The organism is Chryseobacterium sp. KCF3-3 (assembly GCF_045865955.1).
Classification (GTDB): Bacteria; Bacteroidota; Bacteroidia; order Flavobacteriales; family Weeksellaceae; genus Chryseobacterium.
The window spans coordinates 3,213,849-3,232,104 of record NZ_AP035792.1; the positions used below are offsets into that span (position 1 = coordinate 3,213,849).

At 36.6% G+C, this 18,256-nt stretch carries 12 protein-coding genes; 10 read left to right on the plus strand and 2 right to left on the minus strand.

The window, feature by feature from the left end:
• Positions 1-30 precede the first annotated feature (30 nt).
• On the minus strand, positions 31-504 hold the full coding sequence (locus tag ACKTTZ_RS14565; RefSeq protein WP_034692108.1) for a hypothetical protein: 474 nt from the start codon (positions 502-504) through the stop codon (positions 31-33).
• Between the two features lie 114 nt (positions 505-618).
• Here ACKTTZ_RS14565 and ACKTTZ_RS14570 point away from each other — a divergent pair, with 114 nt between their 5' ends.
• The 6 genes from ACKTTZ_RS14570 (at position 619) to ACKTTZ_RS14595 (ending at position 11,479) form a co-directional block, all read left to right on the plus strand.
• The gene (locus ACKTTZ_RS14570; RefSeq protein WP_407845888.1) at positions 619-1,869 is read left to right on the plus strand and encodes a CinA family nicotinamide mononucleotide deamidase-related protein; all 1,251 of its coding nucleotides are present in this window, start codon (positions 619-621) and stop codon (positions 1,867-1,869) included.
• A gap of 89 nt (positions 1,870-1,958) precedes the next feature.
• Complete coding sequence (locus ACKTTZ_RS14575; protein ID WP_407845889.1) at positions 1,959-5,357, plus strand: polysaccharide deacetylase family protein; 3,399 nt, start codon at positions 1,959-1,961, stop codon at positions 5,355-5,357.
• A gap of 87 nt (positions 5,358-5,444) precedes the next feature.
• Positions 5,445-5,843: a transposase gene (locus ACKTTZ_RS14580; protein ID WP_034697610.1), complete on the plus strand. Its 399-nt coding sequence runs from the start codon at positions 5,445-5,447 to the stop codon at positions 5,841-5,843.
• Positions 5,844-5,851: 8 nt separating this feature from the next.
• Positions 5,852-6,709 carry an IS3 family transposase gene (locus ACKTTZ_RS14585; RefSeq protein ID WP_081906501.1) on the plus strand — a complete coding sequence of 286 codons (858 nt, stop codon included), beginning with the start codon at positions 5,852-5,854 and terminating at the stop codon, positions 6,707-6,709.
• 156 nt (positions 6,710-6,865) lie between these two features.
• On the plus strand, positions 6,866-8,923 hold the full coding sequence (locus ACKTTZ_RS14590; protein ID WP_407845890.1) for a M13 family metallopeptidase: 2,058 nt from the start codon (positions 6,866-6,868) through the stop codon (positions 8,921-8,923).
• Positions 8,924-9,382: 459 nt separating this feature from the next.
• Positions 9,383-11,479 (plus strand): M13 family metallopeptidase, encoded by a 2,097-nt coding sequence (locus ACKTTZ_RS14595; protein WP_407845891.1) that lies wholly within the window; start codon positions 9,383-9,385, stop codon positions 11,477-11,479.
• A 58-nt stretch (positions 11,480-11,537) separates the two neighbouring features.
• Here ACKTTZ_RS14595 and ACKTTZ_RS14600 read toward each other — a convergent pair whose 3' ends face one another.
• Entirely contained in the window at positions 11,538-12,584 is a 1,047-nt protein-coding gene (locus ACKTTZ_RS14600; RefSeq protein ID WP_253316581.1) for a hypothetical protein, read from the minus strand.
• A 354-nt stretch (positions 12,585-12,938) separates the two neighbouring features.
• Here ACKTTZ_RS14600 and ACKTTZ_RS14605 point away from each other — a divergent pair, with 354 nt between their 5' ends.
• The 4 genes from ACKTTZ_RS14605 (at position 12,939) to ACKTTZ_RS14620 (ending at position 18,256) form a co-directional block, all read left to right on the plus strand.
• Positions 12,939-13,385, plus strand: a complete 447-nt coding sequence (locus tag ACKTTZ_RS14605) for a type VI secretion system contractile sheath small subunit (RefSeq protein ID WP_047377213.1) — start codon at positions 12,939-12,941, stop codon at positions 13,383-13,385.
• A gap of 20 nt (positions 13,386-13,405) precedes the next feature.
• Positions 13,406-14,767, plus strand: coding sequence for a DUF5458 family protein (locus ACKTTZ_RS14610; protein ID WP_309432700.1), 1,362 nt, complete (start codon positions 13,406-13,408; stop codon positions 14,765-14,767).
• Between the two features lie 78 nt (positions 14,768-14,845).
• Positions 14,846-15,304: a hypothetical protein gene (locus ACKTTZ_RS14615; protein ID WP_253316580.1), complete on the plus strand. Its 459-nt coding sequence runs from the start codon at positions 14,846-14,848 to the stop codon at positions 15,302-15,304.
• A gap of 201 nt (positions 15,305-15,505) precedes the next feature.
• Positions 15,506-18,256, plus strand: coding sequence for a peptidoglycan DD-metalloendopeptidase family protein (locus ACKTTZ_RS14620; protein ID WP_407845892.1), 2,751 nt, complete (start codon positions 15,506-15,508; stop codon positions 18,254-18,256).

The window sequence follows — 18,256 nt, forward strand, 5'->3', positions numbered from 1 at the left end:
CAGCCGTTTTGCGATTTTATCTTTTCATTATTAGCTATTAATGTATTCTTTCCATTCTTCAAAACGGTGATCAATAACCTGTTTCATCAGATCGTAGTTTTCGTAGGTATCTTCGATGTGATAGAAGGTTTCATATTCGTAGTCACTTTCTTCAGCTTTAGCATCAAAAATATTCACATAATCATCGGCAAATGAGCTGTAACGGTTACCGAAATCTGTGTCGTCTGCATAATAGTCTTTGGCAAAAAGATTTCCAAGTTCATTCAGATCATATTCAGAAAATTTTCCGTCACAGGTATCCATGACAAATTCTGCTCCAGTCATCTCTCTTCGTTTTACTTTTTCTATTTCTTCTGCAGCATCTTCTTTCAGTTCTTCGGAGATCAGATTGTTATGAATACACCAGTTCAGGAACATTCCTGTATGTGTAGCACCATTTTTCTGAGGAAGTCCTTCCGGAAAATCACCACCATAATGCCATGAAGCATCATCATATTTAGACATAATTTGTATTGTAGTTTTTGATAATTCAGGCAAAAATAGAAAAAATCAATTTATATTGCCGCTGCCACAGAATTTTCCGTCATTTGCATAGAATTTTTTTCAACAAAAAAACATATGGAAAAAGCTGTTCTGATTACTATCGGGGATGAAATCCTTTCCGGAAATACGGTAGATACCAATTCTAATTTTATAGCGACTGAACTTAAAAATATAGGAATAAAAGTTATTCAGATTCTTACGATCTCAGACGAAATTGAAACCATTAAAAATGCATTAAACACAGCCTTTGAAACTGGCGATTTAGTCATTACAACCGGAGGACTTGGGCCAACCAGAGATGATAAAACCAAAAAAGCACTGGCAGAATATTTCAATGATGAAATTGCCTTAGATGAGGTAACCTTCAATCATTTGAAAGGCTACATGGAAAGAAGAGGAAGGGCAGATATTCTGGAGAGAAACAAAGAACAGGCTTTTGTACCTACAAAATCTATCGTTTTTCAAAACCATTACGGAACGGCACCATGTATGATGATGGAACAGGACGGAAAATTGTGCTATAGCCTTCCCGGAGTTCCTTACGAAGTAAAACCATTGATTAAGGATCAGATCATTCCTTATTTACAGAAAAGATTCAGCCTTCATTATATCCATACCAGAATTGTTTCTGTGGTGGGAATTCCTGAGAGTATCCTTGCAGACAAAATTGAAGATTGGGAACTGGCACTTCCTGAAAATATTGCACTGTCTTATCTTCCGGTAGGAACGCGTGTAAAGCTTCGTCTTACGGCTTCCGGCGAGAATGAAGAACAGTTGAAACAAAGAACAGAAGAAGAAATTCAGAAATTACTTCCATTGGTAGAAGGCCATGTAATTGCCGTATCTGAAGATAAAATTGAAAATATTCTGGCAGAAATGCTTACAGAAAGGAATCTGACAATTTCTACTGCAGAGAGCTGTACAGGAGGCGAGCTGGCAAAAATGATTACTTCAGTTTCCGGAAGCTCAAAATATTTTCTTGGTGGAATGGTAGCTTATGCCACAGAGAAAAAGATTAAAATTTTAAATGTTTCCAAAGAAACTGTAGACCAGTTCACAGTAGTGAGCGAGCAGGTGGCTCAGGAAATGGCAAAAGGCTGCCAGCAATTGTTTGAAACCCAAATCTCCCTTTCTACAACAGGCGTTGCCGGACCTGGAAAAGGCGAAGATGGTAAAGATGTTGGAACGGTTTACTATACGATCAGAATGAATGATCAGGAGGTAACCTCAAAATTATACCTGCCTCATCTGGAAAGAGTAGACTTTATGGATTTTGTTTCTCAAAAGGTAATTCAGGATTTGGTAAGTCTTCTTGTAAACAATTAACTAGAATACTTTTTTTTTAATTTTTTTTTAATTAATTTTTATATAGTTTTTCACAGTTTTTGAAAGCCCTTCAATAAATTTCAAAAATCGTGGAAAATTCCAAACAGATTTTTCAGACCAGCAGCAAAAAACGCTGGAAAAGTGTACAATGGGGAAGCCGTGTTTTTATATTTATAGGAATACTGCTTCTGCTTGCTTTAGGTCTGATGATGACCCTGGACAGAAGTCCTAAAATTCCCTTTAAAGAAGATTATAAAGCGGTAATTACAGCCAATAAACCTTATCTTCAGGAGAATAAGATTTCCAAAGAATACAAAGGTTTCAGAAGCTTTATCTCTGAAAAAACAATCCATACCAGCCTCGACAAAATTGAGAAGGCAAGAGCAGAAAGATATCAGAATCAGAACCGAAACTGGGCTCAGTTCCCGGGAGGAATCCGGTCTGCATTTTATGTAGCATGGGATCCCCAGTCGCTGATGTCGCTGAAACGAAATATCAGACATGTCAATCTTGTTTTTCCTGAATGGTTTTTCCTTGATCCCAAAACAGGTGATCTGAAAACCAATGTGGATCCGGAAGGATATAGAGTGATCAAAAGAACAGGTGTGGCTGCGATGCCAATGTTAAGTAACAACTCAGACCGTGAATTCCGAGCAGAAGGATTGGTAAAAGTTCTTAATGATCCGCAGAAAAGAACCCATCTGATTCAAAAAATTACCCAGCAATGTCAAAAATACCATTTCAAAGGAATCAATATTGACTTTGAGGACATGAACCTGAATTCTGATGACAATCTGATTGCCTTTATGAAAGAACTTTCAGAGACTTTCAAAAAGAATCAGTTGTTGGTTACCATGGATATCATGACGGATAATGACGATTACAATATCCCAAAACTGAACCCTTACGTAGATTACTTTGTGCTGATGGCTTATGATGAGTATTCTGCAGGAAGTGATGCAGGTCCGGTTTCTTCTCAAAAATGGATTGAAGAACAGACCGGGAAAATTGTAAAACAGGTTTCCCCACAAAAGATCATTCTGGGTCTTGGAGCATATGGATATGACTGGAGTTCCAATAAGGATGACAATACCTCCGTTACTTATATGCAGGCAATTACCAAAGCCAGTGCAAGTAAAGCAGTTATTGATTTTAATGACAATACATTTAATTTAAATTATTCTTATACCGATTCTAAAAATTTAACCCACACTGTATTTTTCAATGATGCGGCTTCTATTTTTAATACAATGCGTTTTTCTTCAGAATATCCTTTGGCAGGAACTGCACTCTGGAGACTGGGAAGTGAAGACAGCAGAGTCTGGAATTTCTATGATAAAGATCTTACGTTTGCCGGACTTTCCAAGCTGAATTTGAAAACACTGGAAAATGTGAAAGGACAAACTATGGTAGATTATATTGGGGATGGAGAAGTATTGGACGTTCTGAATACGCCTCATGATGGAAAAATTGCCCTGGAAATTGATCCGAAAGAGAAAATCATCACAGACGAAAATTATATTACCTATCCAAGTTCTTACGAAGTAAAAAAATATGGAAGTGCTCCTCAAAAAGAGCTTGTCCTTACTTTTGATGACGGTCCGGATGAAACTTATACACCGCAGGTATTGGATATTTTGTCCAAATATCACGTTCCGGCAGCATTCTTTCTGGTAGGATTGAATGCTGAAAAGAATCTTCCGCTCGTTAAAAGAATTTACCGTGAAGGACACGAAATAGGAAATCATACCTTTACTCATGAAAATGTAGCCAAAGTAAGCCCTGAGAGAGCTTTGCTGGAAATGAAGCTTACAAGACTGCTGATCGAATGTATCACAGGTCACAGTACGATTCTTTTCAGAGCTCCATACAATGCAGACTCTGAGCCTACCACTTCAGAAGAGATTATTCCGGTAGCATTGGCGAGACAGCAAAACTATCTTGATATCGGAGAAAATATAGACCCTGAAGACTGGCAGCCGGGAATAAAAGCGGATGAGATCGTAAAACGTGTAATGGCCGGAATCAAACATGAGAGAGGAAATATCATTCTTCTTCATGATGCGGGTGGTGATACTAGAGAAGAAACGGTGAAAGCTTTAAAAATCCTGATCCCGACTCTTCAGAAACAAGGATATCATTTTACCAATCTGACCAATATTTTACATAAAAGCAGAAACGAATTGATGCCTGAAGTTCCTAAAACGAAGTCGTATTACATTATGCAGCTGAATCTTGTATTGGCTACTGTCATCTATGGAATAAGCCATTTTTTGGTTGCACTGTTTACCATTTTCATTGTGTTAGGACTGATCCGATTATTGCTGATGGCATACTGGGCTTTTAAAGAAAGAAAAAAAGAAAAAAAACTGGATGAATTTCCGGTTCTGGAATCTTATCCGAAGGTTTCAATCATTGTTCCTGCTTATAATGAAGAAGTGAATATTGTCTCTTCACTGCAGAATTTGTTGAAACAGACTTACCCTAATTTTAACATTATTATGGTAGATGACGGAAGTAAAGATTCCACTTATGAAAAAGCATTAGAAGCATTTCCTAATCACCCGAAACTGAAAATATTCACCAAAGGAAACGGAGGAAAAGCAACAGCCCTGAATTTCGGAATTTCGCAGACCGATGCAGAATATGTAGTATGTATTGATGCGGATACCAAACTACAGCAGGACGCAGTGAAATATATGATCGCAAGATTTTTAAATTCAGATCCGGAAGAAAAAATTGCCGCCGTAGCAGGAAATGTGAAAGTAGGAAATAGAGTCAATTGGCTTACCAAATGGCAGGCGATAGAATATACGACAAGTCAGAATTTTGACAGACTGGCATATGCTCACATCAATGCTATTACTGTTATTCCGGGAGCTATCGGAGCCTTTAAAAGATCTGTGATTATTGAAGCAGGAGGCTATTCATCCGATACTTTGGCAGAAGACTGTGATATTACCGTAAAAATATTAAAAGCCGGATATACGGTTGCCAATGAAAACAGAGCTGTTGCAGTCACAGAAGCTCCGGAAACCGTAAAACAGTTTTTAAAACAGCGTTTCCGCTGGACATACGGAATCATGCAGATGTTCTGGAAACAGAGACAGACTTTCCTTAACCCCAAATATAAAGGATTGGGACTTTGGGCAATGCCGAATATTTTATTATTCCAATACATTATCCCGTTTTTCTCGCCATTGGCAGACGTGATTATGTTCTTTGGAATTCTGTCCGGAAACGGGGATAAAATATTTACCTATTATCTGATCTTCCTTTTGGTGGATGCTTCACTAGCTTTAATCGCATTCATTATGCAGAGGGAAAAACTGATTAATCTATTGTATGTTATTCCGCAGAGATTCGGGTATAGATGGCTAATGTATATTGTATTGTTTAAAAGTTTAAGAAAAGCATTGAAAGGCGAAATGCAGTCCTGGGGATTCCTGAAAAGAACCGGGAATGTAAAAGAGATAGCAGTTTCTTAAGAAGTTGGGAAGCTGGGAGGAGGAAGCTGGAAGTTATGAAAATTGTACGTCCCTGAAATAAGTTGACTAAAAAAAGATCAATTTATTATGAAAGTAAACATCAGACTTATTAAAAAGAATAGGATTTATTCTGAAGAATTTAAACGTGAAATAGTTTCTCTCTTTGAAAAAGGCACCTACAGTACTCTTCAGCTGGAAAAACTTTATGGAATTAGTAATAGCAGCATTTATAATTGGATTTATAAATTTTCTACCTTTAACGAACCAGGACAAAGAGTTATTGAAATGAAAATAAGCAGTACACAAAAAGTTAAAGACTTAGAGGATCGTATCCGTGAGTTAGAACGCAGTGTGGGGCAAAAGCAGATCAAAATAGATTATTTGGAGAAGATGATAGATTTAGCTAAAACCGAATTACATATTGACATCAAAAAAAACTTCGCCACTCCACAATCCAATGGTTTAGATCAAACAAAGAAAAAGTAAACTATTCCATGAATATGTTTTATCGGTCCATTGGCGTGAGTAAACAGGCTGTACATCAACAGGTAAAAAGACAACAGGAATTTGATGTAAAACTGGCAGCATTGATCATGGATGCCGATGAACTAAGAAGGGAACATCCGGGTTGTGGAGTTGAAAAAATGTACTATACATTAAAACCTAACTTTATTGGTAGAGATAATTTTATAGAGATTTTCATGCAGTTGGGTTATCGTTTAAACATCAAGAAAAATTATAAAAGAACTACAATTGCCTCAAAGATTTATTTTCCTAATGTAATAAAAGGAATGAAAATATCATCTCCTTCTGCTCTCTGGCAATCGGATCTCACTTATATTCCAATTGAAGACAAGTTCTACTATGCCGTATTTATTATAGACGTTTATACCAAGAAAATTGTAGGCTTTAGTGTATCAGATCATATGCGTGCTTCAGCCAATTTGAAAGCTTTAAAAATGGCATTGAAAAATAACCAGCCTCCAAAGGTTCATCATTCAGATAGAGGAAGTCAATACACTTCAAGGGATTATATTGATTTATTAAAAGCCCATAACAGTACAATAAGTATGGGTGCTTCTGCTCAGGAGAACGCTTATGCAGAACGCATCAATAGAACCATAAAGAATGATTATATCCAATATTGGAATCCAAAGAACTTTGAGCAGCTTAAAAGGTTTATTAAAAAAGCGGTCAACCATTATAACACTAAACGACCGCATAATGCAATTGGTAAAATGTCTCCAGAAAAATTTGAAGAATATTGGAGACAAAATATGAACATTAATAAACCTATTTTGAATATATTTAACAATGAGATATTAAATAACAATACGGTCAACTCTAGTTAGGGATGTACAAATCACACCATAACTTCCAGCCTCATTCTTGCAGTTTCCATCTTTTGTAAATTTTTATTATGCTATGACGTTATTTATTTAAATTTGTTTCCTTATAAAGTAACAAATACGAAATAAATCATACATATTCTAAAAATTGTTATCATAATGAAAAAAATAACGCTTTCTTTGTTTTTAATAGCAGGGATCTGCACTCAAACTACTATGAGCGCACAAGCTAAAGCTGCTAAAATAGCAGTGAATAACACAGACAAAGGCTTAGACCTTAGCTTGATGGACACTTCGGTGCGTCCTCAGGATGATTTTTACAACTATGTAAGTGGAACTTGGATGAAAACAGCCAAAATTCCATCTGACAAACCAACTTGGGGTAGCTTCAACAAACTGGCTGAGGATACGGATAACAATTCCATGACAATCCTGAACTCTCTTCTGAAAGATAAATTTGCTGACGGAAGTGAAGGGAAAAAAATTCAGGATCTGTATGCTACTTACATGAACATGCAGAAAAGAAATGCAGACGGAATAAAGCCTATCCAGGAAAATCTGAATAAGATTGATGCTATTAAAAATATGGCTGATCTTCAGAGCTACCTTACTTCTGTAACTAAAGAAGGTGAAAACGTTTTCTACGGATGGGGAGTAGATGCAGACCTTAAGGATTCTAAAATGAATGCTGTTTACTTAGGAAATCCTTCTCTAGGGTTAGGAAGAGATTATTACCAGAAAGTAAACGAAAAAAATACAGAAGCTATTGCTGAATATCAGAAATATGTAGCTTCTATGCTAAAAGAATTAGGATACAAAAATGCTGATGAAGCAGCAAAAGGTATCGTTAATTATGAAAAAAGCATCGCAAATACTTACCTTACAAACGAACAGAGCCGTGATAACACCCTTCAGTACAATCCTAAGACGATGGCTGAACTTTCCACTTTGGTAAAAGGTGTTGATCTTCCTGGCTATCTTAAAAAAGTAGGGGTAAATACAGATAAAGTAATTATCAGTGAATTAGGATTCTATAAGAGCTTTGATAAATTAGTAAATGCTCAGAATCTTTCTGTGATCAAAGATTATCTGAAATTCCACATGATCCACGGAAGTGCTTCTTACTTAAGCGAAAACTTAGGAAACATGAAGTTTGCTTTCTATGGTAAATACCTTAGAGGACAACAGGAGCAAAGAGCTCTTAATAAAAGAGGTTTTGAATTGATCAATGGTTCTTTGGGAGAAGCTTTCGGAAAATTATATGTTGAGAAATATTTCCCTGCTGAAGCAAAAGCTCAGATGGTAGAATTGATCGACTACTTAAAGAAAAGCTTCGCAGTTCACATCAATAACTTAGCATGGATGTCTTCTACAACTAAAGAAAAAGCAATGCAGAAACTAAACAAGTTCACTGTGAAAGTTGCTTATCCTGACAAATGGAAAGACTATTCAAAATTAAATATCCTTTCTGAGGCAAATGGAGGAAACCTTTATAAAAACCTTCAGAACATTGGTGAATGGCAGTACAATAAAGATTTAGCTAAAATTGGTAAGGCAGTGGATAAAACAGAATGGGGAATGACTCCACAGACTGTAAATGCATATTACAACCCGGTAAACAACGAGATTGTATTCCCTGCAGCGATCCTTCAGCCGCCATTCTTCAACCCTAAAGCTGATGCTGCTGTAAACTTCGGAGGTATCGGTGCTGTTATCGGTCACGAAATGAGCCACGGATTTGATGATTCAGGTGCACAGTTCGATGCAGACGGTAACCTAGTAGACTGGTGGACTCCGGAAGATAAAGCAAACTTCGAAAAAGCAACAAAAGCCCTTGCTTCTCAGTATGACAAATATGAGCCTGTAAAAGGAACTTTTGTGAACGGTACTTTCACAAACGGTGAAAATATCGCTGACTTAGGAGGGGTAAACATCGCTTATGACGCTCTTCAAATGTACTTAAAAGACAAAGGAAACCCAGGAAAAATCAGCGGATTCACTCAGGATCAGAGATTCTTCCTAAGCTGGGCAACCGTTTGGAGAACATTATCAAGTGAGAAATATATGGTAAATCAGGTGAAAACTGACCCGCACTCTCCAGGATACTTTAGAAGTTTTGGTCCACTTATCAACGTTGACGCTTTCTACAAAGCATTCGATGTGAAACAAGGAGACAAATTATACAAAACTCCGGAAGACAGAATCAAAATCTGGTAAAAATAACAACCGCTCAGCAATGGGCGGTTTTGTTTTTTATGAGGTAGCAGGTGATAGATGATAGGTTGCAGGGAATAGGTTTTAGGGATTAGGGAAAATAGTTAATAAGTAATAAGTAATAAGTAATAAGTAATAAGTAATAAGTAATAAGTAATAAGTAATAAGGGCTGTGATAAGGAATCGGGGGAATAATATAATAGTTATAATAACGGCTTCCATCATTCCCCTCCGCTGGAGGGGTGGCAAAAATTCAAAGAATTTTTGACGGGGTGGTCCTATACGTAATAACTTCAAACATTAAACATTAAACATTAAACATTAAACATTAAACATTAAACATTAAACATTAAACATTAAACATTGAATTTTCAATTTTCACCATATATCAATTATCATTCATTACATATCATTAAAGTTTGTATATTTGATAAGTTTGTGTAAAATCAAAAATTATCTTTAATGAAAAAGCTAAATATTGGAATACTTGCCCTTTCAGGTATTGTATTTCTTAATTCGTGTGGTGCAGCAAAGACTGCAGGGACAGACAATAAAACAGAAGCTACAGCAAAAGTAGCTGAACCGGTAAAAGAAGAAGCAAAAGAGGAAGGGATCAATTTATCGTACATGGATACAAGTGTTCGCCCGCAGGATGACTTTTTTAGCTATGTGAACGGGAACTGGGTGAAGACTACTCAGATTCCTTCCGATAAAGCAAATTGGGGTTCTTTCAATGCTTTGAGAGAAAATGTGGATGATGCTTCATTAGATATCTTAAACAAAATCCTTACAGAAACCTATCCAGCCGGATCTGAAGGACAGAAAATCCAGAACCTATACGCCTCTTTTATGGACACCAATAAGAGAAATGCAGAAGGTCTGGCGCCTATCAAAGCTGATCTTGCTAAAGTAGATGCTATTAAAAGTCTTGGTGACCTTCAGAAATATCTTTTGGACGCTACAAGATTAGGTGACAACTCTTTCTACGGATGGAGAGTGGGTGCTGATATGAAGAATTCTAATATGAATGCTGTCTATCTTGGCGGTCCGGATCTAGGTTTGGGAAGAGACTATTATCAGAAAGTAAACGAAGCCAATACCAAAACCCTTGCAGAATATCAGGCTTACGTTGGAAAGCTATTCGGAGTTTTAGGATATAAAAATTCTCCTCAGGCAGCACAGAATGTGGTAGACTTTGAAAAACAGCTTGCCAATTATTTATTGACGCTTGAGCAGAACAGAGATGCTAATTTAAGATACAACCCTAAAAACGTATCAGAATTATCAGGGCTTGTGAAAAACGTTGATCTTGCAAAATATCTGAAAGATGCTGGAGTAAATACAGATAGAGTGATCATTGGAGAACTGAAGTATTACCAGAACATGGATCAGTTCATTACTCAGAAAAATCTTCCTTTACTGAAGGACTATCTGAAATACCATATCATCAATGGAAATGCAAGCAATCTGAATGACAGCTTAGAGCAAATCAGATTTGATTTCTATGCTAAATACCTACAGGGTCAGAAAGAACAGCGTCCAATGAACAAAAGAGGGCTTACCCTTGTAAATGGTGTTCTTGGAGAAGCTTTCGGAAAATTATATGTAGATAAATACTTCACTCCTGAAGCTAAAAAGCAGATGGAAACATATATTGATTACATTTTAAAATCATTCAAAACACACATCGCGAATATAGACTGGATGTCTCCTGAAACTAAAGTAAAAGCTCAGGAAAAACTATCCAAGTTTACCGTAAAAATTGCATATCCGGATAAATGGAAAGATTATACTCAACTAAAAGTAGAATCTCCGAAAGAAGGTGCGACCCTTTATTCTAACCTTCAGAATGTAGCAGCATGGCAATATCAAAGAAGTCTGGATAAAGTAGGAAAACCTGTTGACAAAACAGAATGGGGAATGTCTCCGCAAACTGTAAATGCTTACTACAGCGGATCAAACAATGAGATCGTTTTCCCAGCAGCAATTCTTCAGCCACCTTTCTATAACCCTAAAGCTGACGCAGCAGTAAACTTCGGAGGTATTGGTGCCGTTATTGGTCACGAAATTTCTCACGGATTTGATGACAGTGGTTCACGTTTCGATGGAGATGGTAACCTAAACAACTGGTGGAGTGATGCAGACCGTAAAAACTTTGATGCAAAAGTAGGTCAGCTGGCAGCTCAGTACAGTGCTTATGAACCTGTAAAAGGCAGCTTCGTAAACGGTAAATTTACAAGCGGTGAAAACATTGGAGACTTAGGTGGAGTGGCAGTAGCTTACGATGCGCTTCAGATGTATTTAAAAGACAAAGGAAACCCAGGAAAGATCAGCGGATTCACTCAGGACCAGAGGTTCTTTATGAGCTGGGCTACTGTTTGGAGAACTAAAGCTACCGATCAGTATATGATTAATCAGGTGAAAACAGATCCACATTCTCCGGGAATGTTCAGAGCTTTCGGTCCATTGGTTAATCAGGACTCATTCATCAAAGCATTTGATATCAAACCGGGAGACAAATTGTATAAAGCTCCTCAGGACAGAATAAAAATCTGGTAATTTTACCCGAAATTGTTAGAAAAGAAAGAATCCGCCTCAATATGAGACGGATTCTTTTTTAATATTCTTTCTTATAATTCCGGAGCACAAACTTTATTCCGGTTTCTATAATATCTCCCATGGTTTTACAATATTTGAAATTAACATCGTAGGTGAGTTTTTGTAAAGCCGTCCTTAGTTCTATGACATTGGCTTCCGGTGCAAGATTGTCTTTTTTCATAATAGAAATGAGTTCATCAAATCTGTTTTGACTGCTCGTTACTCTTTTTACAATTTGTGAACGCACCTCCTTACGGTATTGTTCTATAGAACTTGGCTTCAGTTTTTCCAATACCATGGTCACCATTTGATTATTTTCTTTGAAATACTGCGGAAGATAGACTTTCAGATTTCCCTCATAAGTCTGCTGATCAAAATCGATAGGACGAATTCTATAAATTACCTGGTCAAAATCATGTATAGGAATAACCACATAATTATAAGAACGCATATCACCAAGGAGCCCAATAAGGCAGCGCTCATTGAATTTTACAAATTCCTTGGAAATCTGTGCCTTTTCAAGTTCAGAGCAGTTGGATAAATGTTTCTGAATAAAAACATCTCCGGGAATTCCTAAAATATGCTCTTCAATCAAAGTATTTTTATAAACCAGGAAGTTAATCCGGTTAGGAGAAAGCAGATCTTCAAGCTCTAATCCGAAGATCCGGGAAGCATCGGCCTGTTTAATATAGAAATAAGTATAATTGTCATTCAGTACATTTCTCACCCGAATCCGGAAAGGTTTAGAATTTCCGAAAGTACAAAAGTCTATCGTATCCACTTTCAGATAGGGTAAAGTAGCAGTATCTCCATCAGAATGAAGAAGGGTATAAATTTTATTTAAATTGGCCTCTATTTCTTTAAACTCATATTCAGAATACAGAACTCCAAGCCACAAAGTATCTTTGCCATCTTTATCCAGAATTCTCACATTATCATTAAATCTTAAAAGGTCTTCATACAGGAACTTAATCTTGGTAGTTCTGTTATATTTTTCCAAATATTGTTGTAATGCTTCTGAAACGGGAAATATCGGTTTTCTGAACGCTATTTTTACATCTTTCATGACGCTGTTCACTTTGTTTAAATATAAAGAATATTTTTTTGTGAAATCTTAGGAATTCTTATTTTAACATTCATCAGGCATGTTTATAAAAGAGTAAAGCGAACAAAAATTTTATTTTATTTTTCTTGGAAGACTTTATTTATTTTTTCATAGCTTAGTGATATCGTAATATGGTGATTTTATGTTGAATAAATGTAAATAGATTTAGATGATTCAAGAAAAATCTTAGTAAAATTTTGTATGTTACAGTTTTTTTTTAAATTTAAACATTGGATTGGTAATTTATTTGATTCATCGGTAAATTATTCAAAGACAGATCCAAACCCAAATAGTAAATCTCAAAATAACAATAATATGGCAATGTTTAATTATGGTGTTGGCGGAAACGAGGTAAAAGTAGACGCTAATGAAGCTATTCAGGAAATACAGGAAAATAAATCACTGATAGTAAGCCAACTTACAACAGAAGAGTCTTATACCCCTGAAATCGTAACAGGATTAAAAACAGTGGAAGACGTATTCAAACATTTTCAGCCTTCAATATCGGTACAACACGAAACAGAAGACGGAGGAATGGTAGAAGAAGAATTCCGCTTTCAAAACCTTGGAGACTTTACCCCTAAAAGCCTTACTCAGAAGTCAGATTATCTGCAGCAGCTGAGCATGGAGCAGGAGCAGTACAATAAAATAGTACGTCAGCTGAAAACAAACAAAATTCTACGCAATATGCTGGAGAACGATCAGACAAGAGCAGCGTTCATAGAGGTATTGAAAGAAGTGGCACAAGAACTTGAAAAATAATTAAAGACTTACATTAAATCATGGATAGCAAATTACAGGCACAAGAAAGCCAGCAGCAGGGTCAGCAGCAGCACTCGGGACAACCGAAAGGCAACCCGCTTGCAGAGCTCAATAAAATGGGAGGATTTGGCTTTGTTGAATCCGTTGTAGACGGTATTGCCAATATGAACCCAACAAGAAAGGCAAGAAAAGAAATCTTCCTGAATGACAGCAATAAAGCAGATGAAAGAAAAGAACTTCTTCAGAAGATCAATCTTTGGGTAAACCTTTTAGAAGGTAGCGAATCTGCTGATAAAATGGCCGATACATGCAAAAGTAAAGCACAACAGGCCGACCAGAACTTAAAGACAAACTTAAAAAATACACTGGATGCCGTTCGTCTGTTGGAAACCAACTACAGAACAGTAGCTCAATTCTACAAAAACACAGAATTGGATAAAGTGGACAACGTAAGTATCGTGAATGCAAGCCTTGATCAGGTTTCCGATCTGGATAATCCTTTGTTCATCGATGCCATCTCAGAAGAATTCAAAAACTATTACGACCGTCTTGATCTTAGAGATAATTACTCAATCCTTGCAATACCAGGATATTTAGGATCTAATAAAGTTATCGAGAAGTGGGCAAAAATCTGTAACGAAAACAAAGTAATGATGGTTACAGACTTCGCCAACCTTGATAAGCCGGATGACGTGGTAGACTTATTCCACTCTGCAAACCTTACAGGTGGTGAGCTTCACAGAAGTAACGTTATCATGACGTGTAACTGGCTGGTAGGACGTGGTAAGGCTGAAGAAGTAGGCGAAGAAGAAAACGTAGAACTTCCACCTTCCACTTCATTAGCAGGAAAAATCCACAAAACACTGATGTCTCAGGTAGCAGCAGGTAAAAAGCATGGTAATATCAACGAAGTAGACGCTGTAAAATTCGAATTGAAGAAAAGTGAAATTTCTCAGTTGGAAAAAATGGGTCTTGTACCAATGGTAAACGAATACGGAAAAATTATGGCTTTCTCTGCGAAGACCTTATTTACAGGAGACAATATCGGTCTTCAGACGTATTCCGTAGTTCGTGTTTTCGACTATGTTACCAAAGTATTGCTTGACTTCCTGAACAGAAGAGCTTTCGAAAACTGGAATGCCAAGAACGAAGACGATTTGAGAAGACAGATTGTAACCTTCCTTGACAATATCAAAGGACCGGACAAGTTGATCGAGAAATTCAAAATTGTTCGTTTTGAGCAGGATAGAGTAAACAAAGACAGAGTATGGCTGGATATTCGTATGACCCCTTATTTCCCTACAAAAAGTTTCGTTATTAAATTGGACGGACACAAAGGAGATGATGGTAACGAATGGGATGCAGAATACACTCAGGAGTAACATAAACGTACTTTATATAACAAAAACCGATGCAATATTACATCGGTTTTTTTTCAACCAACACCTATGAAATTGAATATGAATAAAACACTTATTATTGGATTACCCTTTATGCTGATCATCCTTTTGATAAGTTGTGAAAAAAAATACCAAAGTCCGGGCACTTATGAAAATGATCTTTTCGCACAGGAACGTCAGGAAGGAAAAGCATACATCATGAATAGAGATGAATGTTTTGATGGAAGTGAACTTGTACTGGCAAGTTCAGAGGTAAAACTGGCAGACAGTTCTAAAGGCCGTGGAAAATCATTCTACCTTTATAAAGTAAGATCTGGAAAAGTATTGAAAACAGTGAGAGATTCTGCTGTAGAAATGCCAATGATGTTTTTGTCTCAATACAGACTAAAGATCAAAAATACCGATTCCATGTATGTGTATCTTAAAAAACTTGAAGGATACCGTTTTATAGCCAAAGATAGAAACCTAAAATATCAGTGGCTGAAAGCTGCTCCCGTATATTCTGTAGAGAATAAATAACTTTTAATTTTAATTCAATTTTTTTATATCACTGTGTTATGATTTTTTTTATTTTTGTTTTTGAAACAACACAAAAACACAATGAAAAAGAATCTAACCCTGTATGAGGATATAATCCTGCATCCTCTCCAACAATTTAATCAGAAAAGTAGTACCTGTCTAAATAGCTTCTGACTGAAAGTCAGTTAAATTTTATTAGCCATGACAGGAAATATTGCCGGGGATCGAAATCCTCAGGTAGGAAAAACATATTCCTACGAAGTACAACCTTCCGGTCTTTCATTTGGACTGAGGGGTGAATATGAATGGTATATTTACAAGCAACAGAAAAACGGACTCTGGAAAGACATCACCGATAAGCCAAAAACTGGTGAAAAAGTAACTTACAAATTTGGAGAAATAGCGCTGGGAATAGAATTTCAAATGAAAGTCTATGAAACTAAAAAAGGAATTTTACCCGGGCTTGCTGATACCAGAGAGCTGGCAGGTACTCTTACCATTATCCCTGCCAGTAACAAAGTCCCGAAAATAGATAAGGTAGTACTCTTCAACAGAGGCTCAAAAGATATCAATAAGGCCAGCTATCGGGATACTCTGATTGTGCAGGCTCACTGCATCGCCATGTTTAATGAAGAGATAGAATTCCATCTTTGGGAAGATGATGCTCCGGGAAAAGGCCATGATGCTGTCATCAACAAAAATAATCGTCATACACGCAGCTACAAAGCAAGAGTGGATGCAAATGGTATTGCAGAAGTACAAATACCGCTGATGTCAGACGAAAAAATTCTTCGTCAGATCGCCAACCAGTTTATGATGAAGGGCGACAGAGATGAAGGTGTAAAACATGAGTATTACATTACAGCCGCTTATTCCGAAAAAATACAGGGAGCAAGCCAGGTAAATGTTGAGGTGACCAATCCGGATTATAAAGAAAATCCCCAAAACAGCCCCAAACCTCAGCCACAAAAAGACACTCCGAAGTTCCCTGCCGGAAATGGTCCAAAGCAACGTGATCCTAAAGGTAATATTATAGAAGCTGTTTTCATTGATGATACCGGAAAAGAGCTGTCCAAAGTAGCCGTTGGTGATAAAGTAAGGGTAAGAATTCACTCCAAAAATATGGTAGGAAAACATATCCAATATGTCATCTGGGAATCTGACCCGGTATTTCACGATGAAGTTTACCGAAGTAGAATGATTAAAATTCCTGCCGATGTGTATGACACTTCAGGATTTGTCATTACCAAAGATATTTTCCATAAAGGAACGGGCTCTCCTACCAGCAATACCGACTCCTATATACAAAACTATTTTATAGAAATTATCTCCAGGGATCTTTCTGCGGAATCTCAGAAATTTGGGGTAAATTCGGATGGGTTGATGCAGGTGGAGAAGGTGAAGAGTGCGGTGGGGGTGCAGAAGACACAAGATCCGAAACCGGAAATCGGAAAATGTCCGAATTGTGAGAAAGATATAACGGTTGAACAATTACAAAGAATATATTCAGAGGTTAAAGATAAAACTCTCTTATCTGAACTTGCAAAAACTTTAAACAAATATAAAAAGAACTATAAGTTAGATACTTGTGCACGGAAAGCTCATTTTTTCGCACAGTCAATTGAAGAATCTGGACTAGATTTATCGGGTGCAATACATGGAGAAGGTTTAAATTACTCAGCGGAAGCGTTACCTATCCAATTTAAAGCTTTTAGAAAACGAAATGCTCAAGGAAAGGCAGTTGATAAATATGGAAATCCAACAGATGATAGTTCTAAAACAGTTCCAAATGATCTAGCATATCAATATGGAAGAAGCTCAAAAAATGGGTACGTTGCAAATCAAAAGAGAATTGCAGAAATAGCATATGGAAACCGTCCAGAATTAGGTAATAAATCTGCTGAAGACACTTGGAATTATAGAGGAAGAGGATTATTGCAAATAACAGGGAGAACTACATATGGAGAAATTCAAAAAAGGATTGATAAATTTGCCGCATCTGAGAATATTAAAATAAGCGATGGAATGGATAGGGACTATAGCCCCAAAGAGGCAGCCCTTACAGGTATGGCAGATTGGTATAAAGGTGAAATGTTTAATAAAGCAGATGAAACAGGAAAATTAAAAGATGATGATGTTGTTGATTTGATTGTTAATATTATAAATAGAAATACTAATTCAAGAAAGAAAAGAAAAGATCATTATAAAATAACTAAAATAGTTTTTGAAGTTGACAAATGTCCAGAAGTTAAACCACAAAATAAAACTGATGATAAAAATGCTATTTGGAATAACCCTTTAGAAAATCCTCAAATTACTATATATACGTTTGGTGGATTAAAAAGACCATGGCGATCTGCCTTTGGAAGGGTCAGAACAGATATGCCTGGAAGTGATAACGGAAAAAGACCTCATCATGGTATTGATTTATTTGCAGAGAAAGGAACTCCCGTATATGCATGCCTACCCGGTAAAGTAGTTAGCTTATCTCCTGGAACTGGATATGGTAAAGGTTTAGTTTTAAAAGTAGATTCTCAATATTTAGATATTTTTAAGAAACAACGTAGAGTTTATGAACCATACTATGTAAAATCAAAAAGGACTTATGATAAAAATAAATATGATATTGAAGGATACGGTGATTTTGATGAGTATGAAGGAATTAAAGGGAGTAAAGATGTATATTTAATGTACGCTCATTTAAGTGAACTAAATGTTTCGCAAAACGAAGAAATTACGGTTGATAATTATAAAACAAAAAGATTAGGAAAAACTGGTGATACTGGAGCAACTGACACTAAAGGACCACATCTTCATTTTGAAATAAGAAGTGCTCAAAATCCTTCTGGCTATTCTGAGCGTTACAATCCAGCTTTCTATGTTAATTATAAGAATGAAATTCAGCTTTCGGAATCTGAAAGAAAAAAACAAGACAAAACAGCAGGTAAATAA

Excerpts from the sequence above, each read along its gene's own strand:
- ACKTTZ_RS14565 (WP_034692108.1), bottom strand. The coding sequence starts at position 504 with ATGTCTAAATATGATGATGCTTCATGGCATTATGGTGGTGATTTTCCG.
- ACKTTZ_RS14570 (WP_407845888.1), top strand. The coding sequence starts at position 619 with ATGGAAAAAGCTGTTCTGATTACTATCGGGGATGAAATCCTTTCCGGA.
- ACKTTZ_RS14580 (WP_034697610.1), top strand. The coding sequence starts at position 5,445 with ATGAAAGTAAACATCAGACTTATTAAAAAGAATAGGATTTATTCTGAA.
- ACKTTZ_RS14585 (WP_081906501.1), top strand. The coding sequence starts at position 5,852 with ATGAATATGTTTTATCGGTCCATTGGCGTGAGTAAACAGGCTGTACAT.
- ACKTTZ_RS14590 (WP_407845890.1), top strand. The coding sequence starts at position 6,866 with ATGAAAAAAATAACGCTTTCTTTGTTTTTAATAGCAGGGATCTGCACT.
- ACKTTZ_RS14595 (WP_407845891.1), top strand. The coding sequence starts at position 9,383 with ATGAAAAAGCTAAATATTGGAATACTTGCCCTTTCAGGTATTGTATTT.
- ACKTTZ_RS14600 (WP_253316581.1), bottom strand. The coding sequence starts at position 12,584 with ATGAAAGATGTAAAAATAGCGTTCAGAAAACCGATATTTCCCGTTTCA.
- ACKTTZ_RS14605 (WP_047377213.1), top strand. The coding sequence starts at position 12,939 with ATGGCAATGTTTAATTATGGTGTTGGCGGAAACGAGGTAAAAGTAGAC.
- ACKTTZ_RS14610 (WP_309432700.1), top strand. The coding sequence starts at position 13,406 with ATGGATAGCAAATTACAGGCACAAGAAAGCCAGCAGCAGGGTCAGCAG.
- ACKTTZ_RS14615 (WP_253316580.1), top strand. The coding sequence starts at position 14,846 with ATGAATAAAACACTTATTATTGGATTACCCTTTATGCTGATCATCCTT.
- ACKTTZ_RS14620 (WP_407845892.1), top strand. The coding sequence starts at position 15,506 with ATGACAGGAAATATTGCCGGGGATCGAAATCCTCAGGTAGGAAAAACA.